15 protein-coding genes are annotated in these 18,808 nt (G+C 44.1%); 3 read left to right on the top strand and 12 right to left on the bottom strand.

Translation table 11 applies throughout. The annotated features are described in order from the left end of the window. Window positions 1–61 precede the first annotated feature (61 nt). The 9 genes from ACSAZL_RS12360 to ACSAZL_RS12320 form a co-directional block, all read right to left on the bottom strand. Window positions 62–2,644, bottom strand: a complete 2,583-nt coding sequence (locus ACSAZL_RS12360; RefSeq protein ID WP_440944947.1) for a VWA domain-containing protein — start codon at window positions 2,642–2,644, stop codon at window positions 62–64. After that, complete coding sequence (locus ACSAZL_RS12355) at window positions 2,641–4,527, bottom strand: DUF7408 domain-containing protein (protein WP_440944946.1); 1,887 nt, start codon at window positions 4,525–4,527, stop codon at window positions 2,641–2,643. Before ACSAZL_RS12355 ends, ACSAZL_RS12360 begins: the two co-directional genes overlap by 4 nt. Before the next feature lie 8 nt (window positions 4,528–4,535). Then, on the bottom strand, window positions 4,536–5,417 hold the full coding sequence (locus ACSAZL_RS12350; protein WP_440944945.1) for a DUF58 domain-containing protein: 882 nt from the start codon (window positions 5,415–5,417) through the stop codon (window positions 4,536–4,538). A gap of 38 nt (window positions 5,418–5,455) precedes the next feature. Then, a complete protein-coding gene (locus tag ACSAZL_RS12345; RefSeq protein WP_440944944.1) occupies window positions 5,456–6,457 on the bottom strand; it encodes an AAA family ATPase in 1,002 nt (333 codons plus the stop codon). A 175-nt stretch (window positions 6,458–6,632) separates the two neighbouring features. Further along, window positions 6,633–7,388 carry a hypothetical protein gene (locus ACSAZL_RS12340; RefSeq protein ID WP_440944943.1) on the bottom strand — a complete coding sequence of 252 codons (756 nt, stop codon included), beginning with the start codon at window positions 7,386–7,388 and terminating at the stop codon, window positions 6,633–6,635. Between the two features lie 1,046 nt (window positions 7,389–8,434). Next, window positions 8,435–9,175: an ABC transporter ATP-binding protein gene (locus tag ACSAZL_RS12335; protein ID WP_440944942.1), complete on the bottom strand. Its 741-nt coding sequence runs from the start codon at window positions 9,173–9,175 to the stop codon at window positions 8,435–8,437. A 15-nt stretch (window positions 9,176–9,190) separates the two neighbouring features. Beyond that, a complete protein-coding gene (locus ACSAZL_RS12330; RefSeq protein ID WP_440944941.1) occupies window positions 9,191–10,396 on the bottom strand; it encodes an ABC transporter permease in 1,206 nt (401 codons plus the stop codon). A gap of 53 nt (window positions 10,397–10,449) precedes the next feature. Beyond that, entirely contained in the window at window positions 10,450–11,724 is a 1,275-nt protein-coding gene (locus ACSAZL_RS12325) for a COG1361 S-layer family protein (protein WP_440944940.1), read from the bottom strand. Between the two features lie 223 nt (window positions 11,725–11,947). Beyond that, on the bottom strand, window positions 11,948–13,348 hold the full coding sequence (locus ACSAZL_RS12320; protein WP_440944939.1) for an alanine/glycine:cation symporter family protein: 1,401 nt from the start codon (window positions 13,346–13,348) through the stop codon (window positions 11,948–11,950). 264 nt (window positions 13,349–13,612) lie between these two features. Here ACSAZL_RS12320 and ACSAZL_RS12315 point away from each other — a divergent pair, with 264 nt between their 5' ends. Next, the gene (locus tag ACSAZL_RS12315; RefSeq protein ID WP_440944938.1) at window positions 13,613–14,002 is read left to right on the top strand and encodes a hypothetical protein; all 390 of its coding nucleotides are present in this window, start codon (window positions 13,613–13,615) and stop codon (window positions 14,000–14,002) included. A 411-nt stretch (window positions 14,003–14,413) separates the two neighbouring features. On the opposite strand, the gene ACSAZL_RS12310 is transcribed toward ACSAZL_RS12315, so the two are convergent. After that, window positions 14,414–14,560 carry a hypothetical protein gene (locus tag ACSAZL_RS12310; protein WP_440948847.1) on the bottom strand — a complete coding sequence of 49 codons (147 nt, stop codon included), beginning with the start codon at window positions 14,558–14,560 and terminating at the stop codon, window positions 14,414–14,416. A gap of 284 nt (window positions 14,561–14,844) precedes the next feature. Between ACSAZL_RS12310 and ACSAZL_RS12305 the strand changes: the two genes are divergently transcribed. Next, window positions 14,845–15,063: a winged helix-turn-helix domain-containing protein gene (locus ACSAZL_RS12305; protein WP_440944937.1), complete on the top strand. Its 219-nt coding sequence runs from the start codon at window positions 14,845–14,847 to the stop codon at window positions 15,061–15,063. Between the two features lie 534 nt (window positions 15,064–15,597). Then, window positions 15,598–16,047 carry an ACT domain-containing protein gene (locus tag ACSAZL_RS12300; RefSeq protein WP_440944936.1) on the top strand — a complete coding sequence of 150 codons (450 nt, stop codon included), beginning with the start codon at window positions 15,598–15,600 and terminating at the stop codon, window positions 16,045–16,047. A 637-nt stretch (window positions 16,048–16,684) separates the two neighbouring features. Here the strand turns inward: ACSAZL_RS12300 and ACSAZL_RS12295 are convergent. Further along, window positions 16,685–17,941: a calcium/sodium antiporter gene (locus ACSAZL_RS12295; RefSeq protein ID WP_440944935.1), complete on the bottom strand. Its 1,257-nt coding sequence runs from the start codon at window positions 17,939–17,941 to the stop codon at window positions 16,685–16,687. Between the two features lie 173 nt (window positions 17,942–18,114). Continuing rightward, entirely contained in the window at window positions 18,115–18,627 is a 513-nt protein-coding gene (locus ACSAZL_RS12290; protein ID WP_440948846.1) for a GNAT family N-acetyltransferase, read from the bottom strand. Window positions 18,628–18,808 lie beyond the last annotated feature (181 nt).

Here is an 18,808-nt window from a genome sequence, read left to right as displayed (position 1 = left end):
TAAGGTTTGTCATAATCCGGATTTTCCGGTTCTTATGGGTCAATTTACTTCGTCGGCTACGTTATTTCATCCGTGTATTGTATGTGTGATGCAGAGTATACAGCAGGTATATCAGGAAAGCGAGGGCAAGGAAATATTTCGTATAAAAGACTTTTGTCAGGATTTTTTTCTCGGTGCTGGTTGAAGCGTCCTCCAGTATCTTTGAGTAGATGTCTCCCTTGGTGTAGATTTTCCCTCCGTTTTCAAGTATAGCTGTCCTGAAAAGAGTACTTTCGCCGATATACGTATACTCATCCGGGCGGTTTACGGCAGCAGGTCTCCAGGATGCGTTCTTAGTTCCCGAAGCTTCAGACAGCAATTCCTCGGTCAGATTTGCTTCAACAGGGGTTTCGGATATCCTGTGGAGCCCGAAGGTGTCGGTTGTAACGTACGATTCGTACATGTTGTTTCCGATGGAGGTGATTTCCATTGGCTTTTTGTCGAAATAAAGTTCAGGAGTACCTTCTTTTCCGGTTGTGATCAGGATTCTGCCTGGCTGGCTCATTTTAAGGTCAGGTACCTTGAGCTGGATCTCTTCAGACATTTCGGTATCCGCAACTGCCCAGTTCAGGGTCCTTGTAATTATCAGGCTGTCATTTCCCGAATAAAGGGACGCTGCCCAGGGAGCTCCATTTCCTTTTCCATTATCAGTTGTAATCGCAGCAACACGCCCGAGCCCAAGCCTCCATGTTGTGATTATCGGTTTTCCGAGCCGTGTTATCACCAGGCGGTTTGCTTCAGGCTTCGGGGTGACCTCATTGTACCCTAAAATGTCGTGGTCTATGTCGGAAATGTTTTGAGTAATGAAATTCTTCGGGTCGTAAACCACGATTGATCCGCTCGAGTATTCGTCATCCCGGTCTTCGGAATCTTCAGGGTCTTCGGAGAAACTTACCTCGACCCTCTCGCCGGGTTTTAGCCTGTTGTAGTTTTCGGACAGGCCTATTTTATTCATGAAAAGCTCGGCATAATACTGACCTTTAGAGGTAACCTTGAGCTCGTCAATTTTCGGAGTGTATATATGGACAAAGTGGATGTCAATACCGCTACCTTCGTGAAGGTTTTCCGCACACTGGACTGCCCGCTCAAACCTTAGGTCACCTTCAGCCATATTCCCAATCCCGCCGTCAGACACGATTATAATTTCAGCTTCGGCACTGCTGTTCTGTGCTTTAAGCAGGTTGTGTGCAGTTAATAGTCCCCTCTCAAGAGACGTTGTTTGTCCGGAAGGTTGAATTTCACGAATTTTGGCTTCAAGCCATAATCTGTTCGATTCTTTTGACATATCCACGAATCCGTCCGTGATGTCCATTCCCCTGCTTCCGAAGGTGATCACGTCTACTCTTGCATCTTTGAGGAGGTCGCTTTCAAGAAGGACGATCGTATTGGACAAAATATCATCTAAAACACGCCCACCAATACCATTTGCATCCATAGCACTTGGCGAAACATCAAGCATCAGGACAATGTTTCTGCCTCCTCTCCAGTTTGAAGGTTCTGAGGTTACGGGAAGGAGTTCCTCAAACCCGGTATTCTGGTATGTTTTCTCTGCAGGGAAATCAAAAGAAGAGTCTCCCCCAACCACCACCAGGCCCCCGCCGTTAGTGATGTAATTCCTGAGGGTTCTGGTTTCTTCCTCCGAAATCGTTGATGCAGCCTGGTTATCAATTATAACGGCGTCCGTGCCGTTAAGGGAGCCGAATGATTTTGCCACTCTTACATCGTAGATCTCTTTCATCGTGTTTGCAAGAGGCGAGTCGGGCTCATTTGAAATAAGCAGGATCTTCGGCTTGGGGGTTACGTATATACTTTTCATGTACTGGTTATTGTTCTCAAAATAATCCAGGTTTTTAACACTGATGCTTGCCGGGTGCAGGGTTGCTTTTACAGTGTGGGGTCCAAGTGTTTCAAAGGTATGGTTGAACTCTATGCTTTCTATTCTCCCTGCCTGGGTAATTTCCCGATCCAGAACCTTCCGGCTGTCGACGGTAATCCTTACCTGATAGCTCATTTTTTCTTCGGTTGCCTTTCGAATATTAACTTTATAAAAAGCCTCATTATCGATTACAGCCTCATTATCTCCTTCAATCTCCACGCTGAGGTCCTCTTTTTCGGTTTTGGGGATTAGGGCTGCTACCGGAAAATTATTTTTGTAGCAATAAGACAGGGCTTCTTCAACCGGAGTCCCTAAATTACTCTGTCCGTCCGAGACCACAAGCACATAGGTTTCCGGGGAAGCCTGCTGAATGATGGCGTCTCCAAGAGAGGTATGTATCCCTGAAACCGTTGTTACTGTTACCGGAACACTGGTCCCGAGTTTTTCTGAAATTTCCCCGGCAACCCCTTTCTGCAGCAGTTCCATGCTAGCAGTCTCATCGGAGATTATTGTTATCCTAGTCTGGTTGGTTTTTGGGGTGCCCATTTCTGTAGAGTAGGGAGCTGCAAGAGCCAAGATAAGGAGGAAGACCACAAGGAAATGGACAAACAGGTGTTTTTTATCGACCTTTTTCCAGCGCCCTATAAGCACTAAAAGGGTCAGAGGAATCAGGAGCAACAATTCGCTGCTGTGTAAAAAATTAAAATTGAAAGGGAGATCGAAGGTCATATGATCCTCCTCCTGAACATAACCGCGTTTTCAATTATGAGGAGCAGCAGTAAGGTATAAATAAGGTACTTCCGGAGTTTGTCAGGGGTCTTTGTACGGAGTTCCAGCTTTCGGATTTCTCCGTTTTCACCTGTCAGGTTCAGTCTTTTTTCCGTAAAGGTATTCGATTCCATAGAATCGTAGAGGTTAGCAGCAACGATTTTCTGGTTCAGACTGTATAGTCCGCATTCGTCATAATAAACGAAATTGCTGCTGATGGTCTCGGTCGGAGTTTTTATCAGGACATTCTGGTCAAATGCCTGGTATCTGCCCGTATTCACATTTGTTTCACCGATCTCTCCGACTCCCCACATGTACCTGAGCAGTTTTACCCAGAACACGGGGTAGGTCGGAGTAGTGGCAAAATTGTTCCATGCATCTTTTCCGGTAGTATCACTGAACCCTACGTAGGTCACGGTTCCGTTTTTTATGTTCTGCATGCTGACCAGAGGCCCTGTTTCCTTTACCTCTGCAAGAACCGAAGCCCCTTCTTTCGGGGTAGTGACCAGGAACCTGCGCAGATACACCTCGCTGAACGTAACGTCTTCAAAAATATTTTTTCCACTCCCCACGGTCTCAATGGTATGGCTGCCTTCATCTTCTACTGAAATTATGTCTACCGGCAGGATAGAATAAAGCCCTCGCATTTGTAATGAATCGTACAGGCACTCGTTTCCTATGACTATCAGGTCTTTTCCGCTCTTTGCATAATCCACGATTTTCAGGACGTCGAGGACCGGGAGTGATTTTTCTTTGGAGTTTACGATAATGGTATCATATCCCGTAACATTATCTGGCAGCTCCTGCCGGACATCGAGGTGAATGTCGGGCAGCAGGGATATCGCTGTTATCAGGGGAGACTTCCCGGCAGTTTCTTCAGGATCTGTCAAGACCAGAATTTTTTTGGGTTTAACTTCAGGGATTGAAATATAAGCAATGTTGTCGCAAGGCATTGCGTCCTCATTGAGGATTTCCACAGTTGATGTGCCCTCGGGAATATTTGAAAACTTTATCTGCTGCGCTCCGAACCCTGCAAGCCGTACCGAGCTGCTCACCTTTGTGCCGGATGAGGAGTCGGCTCCACTCCTCAGTTGAATGTCAAGATCCGCACTTTTATTGTTGAAATTTTTGACAGTACAGGTATATTCGTATGTCCCGTCGTTTCTGTCTTTCAAATAACCGTCCACAATTGCGTAATTGGTAGTTTTGTCGCCAACCTGCCTGAACTCAAGCTCCATGTTTCTAGTGTTTGCAATCCGGATGTAGGTTTCAGGTGTCCTTCCTGCCCAGTTTTCAAAATCGGATATTACTACGATTTTTCCGTTTTCGTTCTCTTTCTCGTTTATAACGGTCAAAATCGCTTTGGGGATGTCGCCCGGAGTATTTTTCATCTCAAGGCTGTCAATGACCCCCTTTGCATCATCCGCATCCAGCCCTTTTGCAAGCACCACAGGAATACTTTCCGCTGTGATAATCGTATTTTCTTCGGCAAGGCTGTCTATTGCAATTGTTTTTGCGGCATCATCCCTATCCGGGGGGGTCATGCTTGCAGACGAGTCTATAATAATTACTACCTTTTCAGAATCTGCTTTTACCTCTTCCAGGAGGGGGCCTGCGATTGCTGTCGATAGAAGAATTAGGGCCAGTAGCTGTATGAAAAAAAGGGGGTCTGTTATTTTTTTACTGATGGTGCGCCGCGAATCAAGCACATTCTGGCTTATTCTCCTAACGAACATCAGGGAAGGCAGAATTACGTTTTTTGGGCGGGGCTTGAGCAGGTATATTATCGTAAGAGGAATTATGCCTGCAAGTGCAGCCAGGCCCTGAGAAAATTCAAAGTCCATGGGCAGGATCACCCTTCACCTATTATTCTTAGAACAGTATCAAACGGCTTGTTTTCTATGCTGATGCGGAAGTAAGGGATTTTAAAATCGTAGGCAATTTTTTCCAGTTCAGCCACATGCTTTACGTATTCGGCAGCGTATTCTTTTTTGAAGTTGGGGCCCACCGTAAAACTGATTTCTTCGTTTGTCTCGCTGTCAATAAATTTCACTGCCCCGTCCACGGTTTCAGGCAGGTTCATTTCAGTCTCATCATAAACGTGCACAAGCACAAGCTCATGCCTGGACAGCCTGTTAACGGCATTTCGTACCGATTCGATGCTGTCCAGGAAGTCCGAAATTATAAGCACCATCGATTTTGTTTTTATCCTCGGGTATATGGAGTCGGCACAATCTGCAAGCTTTGTGTCTCCACTGACCGAAATCCGGGTCATAGAGTCTATTGTCCGCAGGAAATCGTCCCTTCCTTTGTGGGGCTTTGTGTATTCCACGTCATCTGCAAATGTTGCAACCGTATACACATCATTATGTTTCATTACGATGTAAGAAACTCCTGCGACTATCGTTGACGCATATTCGAACTTATTCGGCGTGTTTTCAGGAAAGAGCATGCTGCTGCTGGCGTCAAGCAGGATGACCATGTTGAGGTTTTTGTCTTCTTCAAACCTGCGGATATAGAGTTTTTCCGTGCGGGCATAGAGGTTCCAGTCGATTTTTTTTAATGAATCACCGGGATTGTATTTCCTGTGGTCTGTAAGGTCAAGCCCTGTCCCCTTCCTGGTTGACTGGTGACTGCCCGTGTGAATTGCAGAAACTCTCCTGCTGAGGGGGATCGCATACCTGTCGAGCTGGGTCAGGAAAGAGGTATCGATTGTGTGTTTTGCGCCAGTCATTATGATCATTGCCTCCAGCCTTTTTTCCGCAGGCCGGGTCATATAATTGTTTTTCTGCCTTTCAGGATTTGTTCTATGATTTTATCGCTCGTGATGTTGCTCCTTGCAGCATCAAAAGATAGAATTATCCTGTGGCGGAGGACCGGGAGGGCCATGGAGTCAATGTCTTCTTTATCAACGTACCCCCTGCCATCGAGAAACGCATTTGCCTTTGCGCAGAGGATCAGGGCAATTGAAGCCCTCGGGGATGCACCTGCTTCGATCATTTCAGGCATATTCCGGGTCTGGTTCACGATATCGATTGCATACTTCTTGAGCTTGTTTGAGATAGGGATTCTACGGGTTATCTGCTGCAGTTCGAGAAACGTATTTTTTTCTATGCATCTTTGTACCGAGGGTCTGAAAGCTTCAGCATAACGGTTTACAATCTCAAACTCTTCTTCTGAGTCCGGGTAACCCAGGCGAATCTTCATCAAAAACCTGTCAAGCTGGGCTTCGGGAAGAGTGTAGGTACCTTCCATTTCTATGGGGTTCTGGGTCGCAAGGATAAAAAAAGGCCTGTCCAGCGGATATGTCGTGTTTGCAATTGTCACCTGTTTTTCCTGCATGGCTTCGAGCAGGGCGGACTGGGTCTTTGGGGAAGCCCGGTTGATTTCGTCCGCAAGCACGATGTTTGCAAAAACAGGGCCCTGCTTGAACCTGAAACGTTTTGAGCCTCTTTCATCTTCTTCTATAATGTCGGTCCCTGTGATATCCGCAGGCATAAGGTCAGGTGTACACTGTATCCTGCTGAACTTCATACTCATGATCTGGGAAATAGTGGAGATCGTAAGAGTCTTGCCAAGCCCCGGATTGCTTTCGACGAGGACATGCCCTTCACACAGCATGGCTATTATGATCTGGCGGACCATTTCTTTCTGGCCGACGATAGCATTGCCGATTTCTCTAAAGATAACCTCGAAAATCTTGGGGGCTTTTTCATAGGTAGGCTTTAAGTTAAGTTCTGAATCATCAAGCTGGATTTCCTGTAGCTCTCTCATATTGAAACTCCGTTGTTTTTTACATAGATCTGGCATTTGCTGCAAATTCGGGCGTTTCTGCTGCTTTACGGGCTTTTTGTTGCTTTACGGGCTTTCTTTTACTTTACCTAATCTTCTGACCTCTTTAATTTCTTCATTGAAAATAATTCATTCAGGGGAAGATTTGGGGGCAGATTCAGGATGAAAGTGCTTCAAAATATTGTTTGATCAAAGGCTCATATTCTTCCGGCAGGTTTTCCGAGTAGGTTTGACTCTGCCTGAATTCATCTTCAAGGTCGTCTGCGCTCTCGTTGAAATTTTTTTCAGTATCAGCATCGATTTGGCTGGTGAACCCGAGACCCAGGCTAGGGTTGATTTTCATTTCAACCTTATCACCATTTTTTATGATGACAGCTTCTATCTTGTATCTGGAATCCGGGACAACTTCATTATTTTCCTCGTAAGCTGCTCTGGCATTCAGGTCAGACATGTTGTCTATGAGGTCATCGATTAGCTTGCTGGGGGATACATCAAAACTGAAGCCCTCATGTATACAGAAAGTGACAGCTCCAGCTGCCAGCAGAAATATTACAAAAGACCTGAAAATCTGGCTTTTCGGGACTATTTTTCTTATTTTAATCCCGCTAAGCTGGATGTGCACATCCTCAAGCAGTTTCTTTGTAACGATGTTGATATTCTGGCTGTTATCATATGCTGTTGCCAGCCTTGTCTTCAGTTCTGGAAAGCCGGTTTCAAGGAGAGTTATCAGGTTAAATTTATTTCTTCTATCAACTAACCTGCGAATTAAACCGAAAAGAAGAGTCAGCACCAGTGCCCCTGCAGCCATTAACCCGAGGTTAAACCAGTAAGTATTCAGGTATGTCTGGAACTTACTCAGTTTCTCCACTTCGGGAACATAATAAGCCAGCTCGTACAGGTTAAACAGGATCATCAATAAAAACAAAATAGAAAATTTTCCGGCTGTTTGAAAAAAACCGAGGGTACGATATGACCACATCAGATATTTTTTATATTTTTCCAGAAGGGGCACTACAAGCATATAATCTCAAACCACAGTTGTAATTTTTAGTAATTATATTGTGAATGTTACTAATAAAACTTTTCTAATATTTTTATGTATAATTGGGTGAATCTTCCCGTAATAAAGTAACCACTACCCGGCTAATACAACGGTAACTATCTCGGGTGATGCCCCGGCAAATCCCCTTTTAATTTACTACTATATCCTGTATAACCGAAAAACTATATAATTCTATGAGAAGCATATTTTTTATGCCGTCTTTTGTATTACATCTTCAGGAAATAATCTCTGATTAAGAAAATAATATCTGATTTCCGTGCTGCAATTTCCGGGAAATACTTCCTCTTATTTCTTCTCTCGCCCCTGGAAAACACTTTTAAGATAATACAATATTCCCTGACAGCCTGTCTGGTAGCCCGGCGAAATATGAAATAAGAGGTAGTAGAAAGGAAAAAGTCCTGAAAAAGGAAATTTTTAAATTTAAAAAAGAGTATTTAGGAGCTGGAATTTAACTTTCTTTGTTCGCAATACGTCGTTTTTTCGGTTTTTTACCTATTTGCTTCTTGCTGATTTTTTGTTTGTTCCTTATTCGCTTCCTCGTTAGTTTTCACTTTCTGGCTTTTTCTGGTTTTTTCTCTCCTTTTTCCTTTTCGCAGGAAAGACCGCTCTCCTGCGTCGAGCGGGACAGGAACGACATGGTATGGCGAATATGGTTATCTGAGTAGGAAAGGTTCAGAACTTAGTCCCTTTTTAGTCCTCTTGAGCGAAGTGAAAAGGACTGCGGACTATAGCTGTCACATCGCAACTCCCAGAAAATCTCCGATTTCCTGCGATCCCGAATCGCAATTCGGGTAGCTCAACTATGCTGGCTAGCCCGGGATAAGCAGTTTAAGTTCAAGAGTAGTTTAAGTTCAAGAGTAGTTTAAGTTCAAGAGTAGTTTAAGTTCAAGAGTAGTTTAAGTTCGAGCTCGCTCTTCCACGGTCCCGTCTTTTAACCTTATCACCCTGTCAGCGTACTCAGCGTGCCAGTCTTCATGCGTGACCATTACGATCGTCTGGCCCTTTTCCTTATTGAACTTCTTAAAAAGGTCGAGCACTTCTCTTGAGGTTTGAGAGTCCAGGTTGGCGCAGGGTTCGTCGGCAAAAAGGACTCTTGGGGAATGGGCAAGAGCACGGGCAATAGAGACCCTTTGCTGCTGGCCGCCGCTCATCTTTGAGGGGAGCTGGTGGAGGCGGTCGCCAAGACCAACGGCTTTGAGGATTTCAGCAGCTGCTGATTCGCATTCTTCTTTTGTTTTGCCCTGCATCATGAGGGAAATATAGACATTTTCGGAGGCATCGAGTTCCGGCAGGAGGGCATAGTCCTGAAAAACATATCCCAGGTTATGGAGGCGGAATTTGCCTTTTTCTCTATCGGACATGCGGGAAGTGTCGGTTTCGTCTATAATTACTTTTCCCGAGTTGGGGGTATCGAGGAGCCCCAGCTGATTTAAAAGAGTAGTTTTTCCGGAACCGCTGGGGCCCATTATGGCAACAAATTCTCCGCGCCGGATTTTTACATTTACTCCCCGAAGAGCCCTTACCTGTACTTCTCCCATTTTGAAGGTCCGGACTATATCTATTCCTTTAATAATTATGTCGCTATTCTTTTCGGGAGCTGTTTCCATTTCAATTTCAGTCTGCCCTTCATTTTCCATTTTTTTCACCTCCTCTCACTTCCCCCATATAAGGTCAAGAAGATCTTTCTGGGCCAGTTTATATGCAGGGATTACAGAGCCTATTATGGAAGCAAGGAAAAGGAGGACTGCCCGGTCTATAGCTTCGGCATTGTCAAGCTTGAGACTCAAATCTCCAAGGGGGACCTGGAGAGGGTGAGAAACCGTGTAAGGAACAAGTCCGAAACGCATAAAAGCATAGCCGAGTATGATTCCTGTGCCGGCGTAGAGCATTGCCTGAAGCACGAAAGAAGCAACGATCACATTCTGTTCTATCCCGATTGCTTTCTGGACACCGATCTGCCGTTTCTTATTCACTATATTAACATAAATTACCACGAAGATAATCACAAACGCTATCAAAAGGCCTATTGCGTTCATAATGTTCCTGACAAGGCCCAGGGTGTTTTCAATGAGGCGGAGAATACCTGCAAACTCATGCCAGGTGCGGATATTTTCCCTTACACCAAGGGACAGCAGAGCTGTGCGGGTCTCATATTCATCCGTGCCCGGGGTGGTCTTGACAGCTATCTCTTGAGCATAATCCTTGTTTTCCACTCCCAGCATCTCTTCCATGTCAACCCGGTTAATGTAGGCTCCGGCGTCTGCAAGAAAAAAAAGGGTGGAGTAGATTCCCTTGACCCTGAACTCCCGGGTCTTTCCACTTATGGTAAGTTCTATGGTGTCGCCAACCTCCACCCCGCCGAGAGACCTTGACTCCATCAGGGCTCCGTAACCTCCCGAGACCTCCCTGCCCAGAATAATCTCTCCCCTGTCGGGCCTGCTGAGGAACTCCCCGCTTATTACGGCCCCCTCAAGCCCGGTTACAAAGGCTTCATCCGCAGGGTCAATTCCGTAAACGGTACCTCCGATCTCTTTTTCCTTATAGCGGAAGTTTCCGGTGGTCTTCAGGCGGGCCGAAGTCCCTACCACCTGGGGGAGGCTTTCGACCTTCTTCTGCAGGGCTGATGCATCCCCTATATAATGTTCCTCTTCTTTTGGCTCGATCACCACGTTCCCTGTCTGGAAGTCCACCATCAGCTCATTGAATTTGAGCGTAACTCCTGCCAGAATACTTGAGAAAAGCACAAGCTGAACAAATATCAGGGTCAGCACGAAGACCGTAAAGATCGTGATCCCTTTGTTGCCTCGAGTAATTGAACGGCTGGCAAGAAAAAAGGAGACTTTAGCCTTTTCAAGCATAATAGGGCATCCTTTATGGTTATTTGAAATGTTCCTCTCTTCTTTTCTCCAGCTTAGATTTTGCCTTTCTTTTTCAGGTAAAAGATTGCAGCTGCAAGTACAATGACTGCTCCCAGTACAACCGGGACAATACTATTGTTCGTTCTGATTACATTGAACGTCAGGGTTTCATTGAGCTGATGGACTCCGAAATCATCCTCATACTCCACAAGCAGGGTTACTTCCTGTTCCCCTGCCTTTTCTGGAATGAAGGTAAAGACTGCAGGGGCATCATCGTCCTTGTCCAGCCTTCCGAGAAAAGCGTATGTGCTGCCGTCTCCTTCAAGTCCTTCGAGCCTGGCTTTCACAAAACGGGCTTCTCCGTCCCCCACATTTTCCAGCCTCAAGATCATGGAAACCTGCTGGCCTTTCTCAGGCATTTCGGGGTCGAATTTAAGGCTTGCAACATTTATTTTCGCCCGATTCAGGACATTAACCCCGATCTCCTGGGATTTGTCGATCTGAAGGGTTTCAGCTTCGTTTGAGGCGGTTATCCTGAGGGGAATCTTGTAAGGCTGCACGCCTGCATTGCTGCCTAAAAGGAGCTTGAAAGACAGGTTTTCGGAACTTCCGGCACTCAGGTTTTCAAGGAAACGAACGTTATCCTGCAGGGAGATCACGGGGGAAGAGCCGTTCAGGTCAAGTATGACACGGACATTCTTTGCATTTCCGTTCCCCGCATTTTTAACTGTGGTCCTGAGGTAGAATTCCTCTCCGGGGACAAGGGCTCCGGAAGAGTAATTCTCCTCATTTGCAGGAAAGATTTCGGTGCCTGTAAGTACAAGATCAGGGTTTCCCTCCACCCGAATAGGAATCCTTTTTGAAAAGCTTGTTCCGCCGTTATCTTTAATAGTGAATTCAAGCTGGTAATCTCCCGATTTTGCCTCGGAGCTGACCCTGAAATGAAAGTCCAGTTCGACCTTCGAACGCTGCCTTATCTGTTCGATTTGGAAAGTACGTTCGGTATTGGTCCCGGAACCGTACACATCTGAGGTGCTGTACTTAAAGATAAAAGGATCAAGTTCTTCAATACCTATTTTCACATTCTCTGCCGGTTCGTCACCGGTATTTTCTACGTTGACTGTTATAAGCAGGTCTTCTCCCGGTCTTGCAGGGTTAGGGGTTATTTCGGAGACCTCTACCTGAAGGTGTGTGTCTCCTGAAACGATAACTGCGGGTGCAGGAGAAGTCAGAAGGGCGGCTATTAGCAGTACCGCAGCTACAAACCTCAATCCTCTATTTCCATTTTTCATAGCCTCCGGGGCTTTTCCTGAAAAAGTAAACTTCATGGGTAACAATCCCTGTCTGGTTTGGTGAACTTTTAATTAACAATCTCTGAGCCTTACTTATAACCGTTACACTTTGTTTGCAACCTGCATCAGGTTGTATTTTTTATGTTTTTCAAACTTCTTCCCTAATTCAATTTTCAGCTCTCATTTTTCCTAAAAGCTCTTAAAGCTCTTATTCCTCTCAAAATTCTTATATTTCTTTCCTAATTCAATTTTTCAGCTCTTATTTTTCCTCAAAGCTTTTATTGCTCTCAAAGCTCTTCTTCCCTACAAAATACTTCCCTGTTTCGGTTTCAATAACCTTTCTCAGCGCAAGGAGGGCTATCAGGTTCGGAATCGCCATAAGACCATTCACGATATCTGCCAGGACCCAGATGACATCAAGGGTCAGGAAGGCGCCTGAGGCAACGATGAGGATATAGAATATTTTGTAGGGAAGGATTCCTTTAACTCCGAAGAGGAACTCCGTGCAGCGCTCCCCGTAATAGTTCCACCCAAGAATGGTTGTAAAGGCAAAGAATATGAGCCCGACCGTTACGATATAACTCCCGACTTCTGCAAGTACGGTGGAAAAGGCATAGCTTGTCATGTAAGCCCCTGCAAGGTCTCCGGTCCAGGAATCCGTCATGATGAGCACTGTTCCTGTCATCAGGCAGACGACAATGGTATCGAAAAAGGTCCCGGTCATTGAGATCAGACCTTGCTTTGCCGGCTCTCTAACCCTTGCAGCTGCAGCTGCTATGGGGGAGCTTCCAAGCCCGGCTTCGTTTGAGAAAATCCCCCTGGCAACTCCCATCCGAATTGCAAGCATAACGCCTGCTCCAAGGAATCCTCCCTTTGCTGCTGTTTCGGAAAAGGCGGACCTTAGGATCAGAGCAAACGTTTCCGGGAGCTTTTCAAGGTTCATCCCGATAATCACAAGGCAGCCCAGCACATAAGCCACTGCCATAAAAGGTACCATGAACTGGGCAACAGCCGCAATCCTCCTGATTCCTCCGAGTGTCACAAAAGCCACAAGCAGGCTCAACACGGCTGCAGTCAGGACTTCGGGGATGTCAAAAGCAATCCTTGCCGAGTCCACGATAGCGTTCACCTGAGGAAAGGTCCCTATCCCGAAGAGTGCCACATTTACCCCGAAGATGGCAAAAAGGGGGGCAAGGACCTTGCTGTACTTCTTATGAGCAAGTCCGTTTTTGATGTAATACATGGGTCCGCCGGACATCTGTCCGTTTGCGTCAACTGTTCTGTATTTGACTGCCAGCAGGGCTTCGGAATACATGGTTGCCATCCCGAAAAAGGCGGCAAGGAGCATCCAGAAAAGAGCCCCCGGACCCCCGGTCTTGACTGCCGTTGCAACCCCTATAATGTTTCCTGTTCCGATTGTTGCAGAAAGCGCGGTGCTGAGTGCCGCAAAGCTCGAAACGTCGCCCAGGACTCCTTCTTCGTATTTCTTTGAATTCATGACATATTTGAGAGCAAGGGGCAGCCTGAAAACCTGGATCAGCCCAAGGCGCAAAGTCAGGAAAATCCCGGTCCCCACAAGCAAAATCAGAAGAGGAGGTCCCCAGACAAGCTGGTCTATCCCCGTCAAAACTTCAAGTATGTCCACACCCAGCAGTTCCATTCGAGTCAACCCCGGTTAAACGATAAAGAAAAAAATTCCTCACTCAGTATTTGTTAAAGGTTGTTTTAAAGGTTGATGCCTAAAGAAACGAGATGGAGTGAGAATTTCATATTTTCGTTATTCTTGACTTGTTCCTGCGAATTATAAAGGACCGGAAACAATCCCTGAAACTGTTTTAATCCAGCTTTTAATAACTCAAAATGCTAAGGAATGATGAAAATATAACTTCTAAATTTGCGATAGCTTTTATGAATGAAGGAGAACTTGAAGGGAAAAAAAGTGCTTTCACCTTCGCTTATCCGGGAACTTTCCACCCCCCGCATTCCGATTCCCAGCGGCTATGATAAGGGAAGTTACGGCTATGGGCTTTACCTTTACGAGCACCGCGGCGTAAAGGTAGTAGGGCATTCTGGAGGATTGGAAGGGTTTGCCTGTCAGTTCTTAATGGTACCTGAGCACCGTTTTGTCGGAAAAGGCGGCCAGCTCTTCCTGAAACTGGGCGGACTTGAGGCCCCGGTAGAGAAAGTCGGAGAGCAGCGTTTTGTCACATATCACCCGCTTACTCAGCAGCCTGTGGAATTCGTGCTGGTGTCTGGGGAAGACGGAAAACCTGCCTGCCTGCATATAGAACGCCGGGCCCTTAAAAAAGTTTAAAATCCGGAAAGGGAGAGAAAACTAAAAGATTCTTTCCATGATTCCGGCACGGGTCAAACAATTAATCAGGGACCGCCCAGGTAACAAAGGAAATGAAAATAGATGAATAAAGACTCGGACCCGGGGGACCGGATCTTTTATTTCAGTTGAATACCCCGCTAGCTTGCTACGGGGATGGAAAACTTCCTCGGAAGCCGTTAATGATAATATGTGGCTTATCAATCCCATTTTTTGGTTGTTAACTTCTGCTAAAACTAAATTATTTAGGGTTATTGCTTTCTTTAACATAATTTTGAGAGGTGGCGCGAACATACCCCGTGCTTGCAACGGGGTGCGCCAGCGCAACTTTGATTCAGTTTAACCCTGTTTAACAGTCTTTTTTCACGAAGATTTTATAGTATTCCAGTATAACTATACATCAGTAACATATTGCTTAAGAATAACTGTCCTGTAACACTGAGGAATGTCTACCCATTTTGGGAAAAAATAAGGGATGTGAGCACTACTATTCAGGATTGTATTACTCAGGATTGTATTACTCAGGATTGTATTACTCAGGATTGTATTACTCAGGATTGTATTACTCAGGGTTGTTTATAACGAACAGAAGAGTTTTACTCTGGCTGGCAGGGAATCTGGCTCAGGGTTTACGGCATGTACCAAGGTTAAAGTTCCTTGAGTTTATTCTCCCAGTGTTCTCATAATCCTCATATTTCGATAACCAGTGAAAATTTCTAAAATACAGCCGGAGCTAATGTCAGAAATCACGAACTTTCCTCAAAAGCGATGGAATTTCTCCAGAGATAGCAAGGTATAATCAAAAATAAAAATAGGTGATAACCATGAAGGAGTATATGAATTTCAAGATCGGGGAAGCCGCAGGAGCGCTATATCACAGACTGGAAGAAGGAGAATGCAGCCTGAACCAGATAAAGAATTATCTAAGCTCAAACGGTTTTGACTCTCAGATAGCTCTGATGGCCGTTGGCTGGCTTGCCAGGGAAGACAAGATTGTCCTTAACAGAGGGTCTAACAGATGGTCTGTCCTGTTGAATGAATAAGTCCCGGTAATATTGAATGAATAAGTCAGGTAATTTCAAATAAAAATATCAACCGGGAAATTTTCCAAAAGGGACTCACGTCATTGTAGGGCTCCTTTTCTCCAGAAAAAACGAATCCTAAGAAAGTTCTGGCTGCAGGTTTGCCAGGCACCGGGAAGTGTTTTTACGAATTTTAAAAGGCACTAAAAGTCTTGAATAAAGGGATTTCAGGTCTGAAAATCCTGGTCTGAAAATCCTGATAAATACCGGGTCTTGGAGGTAGAAGAAATGCGTTATCTTTTTCTCTTTTCGGTTTTTATTTTTTTGTTCCTCCGTATATTAAGGGTTTCCAGGCTTTTACATAAGTTGATTTCACAGGTTCCTGTGGGGTATCTATCACTTTGAAAATAGCATTCCGTGATTGATTGTATGTGTCTTCAAAAACTTTCTAAAAATACTTTATTTTCTGAAAAATTTCTTTACATATAAATTCTTACTTAAACCGGATTACTCATACAACATCATAACGAAACAGATGGAAAATGAGGGGAAAAATTGAAACCGGCACCTGGCATGAAGCAGAATAAACTTACTTTGAGTGTCCTGAAAAGCATTTTCGGGATTTGTAGACTGGATTCTGAGTCTGAAATCCCCGCATGGGCTTATGAGGGCGGTTTCTTTTCGATTACCAGAACTCCCGAAGAGCTCTCGTTAGTCTGCCCGGAAAGCAGTATCCCTGCAAATATCCCGGAAAAAGTCCGGACTGAGAGAGGCTGGAGATGCCTGAAGGTTGAAGGACCTCTGGATTTCGGGCTCACCGGAATTCTTGCAGGAATCAGCAGGGTTCTCGCTAATAACAGTATCAGTATATTTGCTGTCTCTACATATGATACCGATTACATCCTGCTCAGGGAAATAAATTTAAAACGTGCAATAAGAGCCCTTGAAGAGGTAGGTTACGAGATTCGAAAAGACATTCAAAACGAGACTAGAAAAGAGAGTTGAAAAGATGATTAAAAATCCTTAAGCGGATTCGAAAAACTGTTTTTTGAGTATTATTTCTCGGGCGGGATGGTGGAATATTACTAAGCAGTTAATATTTTTCCTGAATATCCGAATGAAATTAATCAGTTTTTTTCTGCTGTGCCCCAAAAAAATTGTATCCAGCCCTCCAGTCAAAAGCAAATAAAAACAACCTGATGTTACTGCTATTCGAAGAAATCAAATACCAGAGAAATATCCTGCTAACAAATACTCCCTTGCTCTGAAAATCTTTTTTCTTCACAATTTTAGTTTACAATTTTATTTCACAATTTATCTATCTTCTGTTGCCTTTACTTTTGTCTTTTTTCTCCCTCTTCTTTTTTCTCTTCTTGGGAAGACCACTCTCCTGCGTCTCTTTATTTTACCATTGCTTTTAAGTTTGTCTTCTTGAACGAAGCGAAAAGGACAATGCACTGCAGAGCCACAACTCTGCCGGGACAAAAACGACCCTGTATGGCTAATAAGGTTGTAAGGCTCAGATAGATCTATACTGTTTAGTTTGCTTGAGCGAGCGATAGCGAGTGAAACGGACGGTGGACTCCCGAGTCGCAATTCGGGCGAATCGCAGTTCGGGTGAGCCAGAAATATGGGTAGGCTCTTATCCGAGGCGGAAGATGGAAAGCATGAATCCGCAGTAGAGCAGGAGAAGGATAACTCCTTCAGTCCTTTTTATCCTCCAGCCTGTGCGGATAAAAAGAAGGAGCAGGAGACTGATAAAAAGCATGAAGGGAGTTATATAATAGATACTGATTTTGGTTACTGTGAGGGGATTGACCAGCCCCGAGCAGCCCAGAATCAAAAGCGTATTCGTAATATTTGACCCTATTACGTTTCCAAGAGCTATGCTGGCATAGCCGCTGCGGGCTGCAGAAATAGTTACCATCAGTTCGGGGAGGGAGGTCCCGACTGCAACAAGGCTTATTCCAATAAGGGTTTCCGGGATTTCCAGAAGCAGGGCAAAAAATATTGACTGCTCTATGAAATACTTTGCCCCAACTATTATAGCAACTCCGCTTACAACCAGTTTGATAAGCTCTATTAAAAGGCTGCTTTCAGCAGGATTTTTTATTTCATCTTCAATTTCTTTTTCTATTTCAATCTCAGTTTCTTTTTCTATTTCAATCTCAGTTTCTTTTTCTATTTCAATCTCAGTTTCTTTTTCTATTTCAATCTCAGTTTCTTTTTCTATTTCAATCTCTGTTTCTTTTTTGTTCTCTGTTATTGTTTCCTTTTTTGTTCTATTTTTTCTTTCGGTTTCTTCATAAAGCTCTTTTGCGGTTTTTTCTGCTCTTTTTCCTTCTATTCGCCCTCGGATTCCGGTTTCAATTCTTGCTTTCAAATCAAAGATGTACTCAAACTTAAAAAAATAGTTCATAAAATCCTCGAAGTATATGTCTTCTTCGTGTTTTTTCACCTTATCAAGCAGGAACAGAAGGTAGACAAAATATAACAGAAGAAAAATTAAGGCTTCAAGTCTTGAAATTCTGAAGTCCAGAATAAAAAGTAAAAAAAGAAGGGCAGAGAATAACATTATGTAACCGTCCCTTCGAAGCATCAGCTCCTCAGTCTTCACATTGGATAGAAGGGCAGCAGTACTAACAATCAGTCCTATATTTGCAATGTTTGATCCGAGTACGTTACCTATGACTATTCCACTTGCGTGTTCGAAGGACGCCGTAAGGGAGGAGGCAAGTTCAGGTACGGATGTCCCGATCGATACGAGGGTTAGCCCGATTATAAACTCTGAGACTCCAAACCTTTCTGCAATCCAGGACGAGGACATTACAAAAAGGTCCGCCCCTTTTACAAGCAGCAGCAGTCCGCCTACAAAAATAAGAACGTCAACCAGGTACACATTAAACTGTGAACTTGAGTTTTATTTAAACATATCCTTTATCTGCCTGACCTTATAAAAGGATAATAAGTGATAAACTGTAAGAACAGAATAAAGTTCTCCTCAGTTAACGATTCCTGAAATTGGGAATTCCTGCAGGAAAATACCAGACGTAATAACATTTAAAGAGCTACTCAGGTAAGTTTTAACTCCATTAAATAGCATTTCTCTTGCTTACCACATATTTCTTCGATTTCTTTGATTATTTGAAAATTCATTTTTTCATATAGTTTTATAGCAGAAGTATTGGCCACATTTACATACAGGAGAACCGAAGAAATTCCGTTTAGCTTCATTTCCTTTATGCTTTCTTCCAGAAGCTTTCTGCCATAGCCCATTCCCCTGAATTTGCTGTCAATTGCAATCGAGTATATTACAGATTTCTTTTTTAGCCCTTTGAACGAAAGTCCCGGTTTCAGGTAGTATATGCAGTAACCTGCAATTTTATCCTGGTTTTTAATTACGTAAAAGATTTTTCTTAATTTCGTTGAGTATTTTAGAAGCTCTTCCTGGTTTTTACTATCGAAGCTCTCAGCCTGAATTCTAAAAATCTCAGGGAGCATATTTTCATCTACGAGTACAATATTTTCCTTCTCAATACTTTTCCATTCCTTTAAAATGTAGGCTCCGGCAGCGTCCCGCAGCAATTTCTTTAAAATTGTAAAATATGCAACTATTCTTGTATAAACTTGTGTAGGACACATAAAACCACCTTTGAGCGAGAAGCTGCTGATATAATTCTCCGTAAGTTTTGTCGCTGTTGCTACCAACAGAAAGTCTTTCCTTTTATGCAGATCCAAAATCATGAATTAAGGTACGCTGGACTAT

The organism is Methanosarcina mangrovi (assembly GCF_052057765.1).
GTDB lineage: Archaea > Halobacteriota > Methanosarcinia > Methanosarcinales > Methanosarcinaceae > Methanosarcina.
Note: the sequence above shows the minus strand (reverse complement) of the source record. Positions and strands in the feature narration are given on the sequence as shown.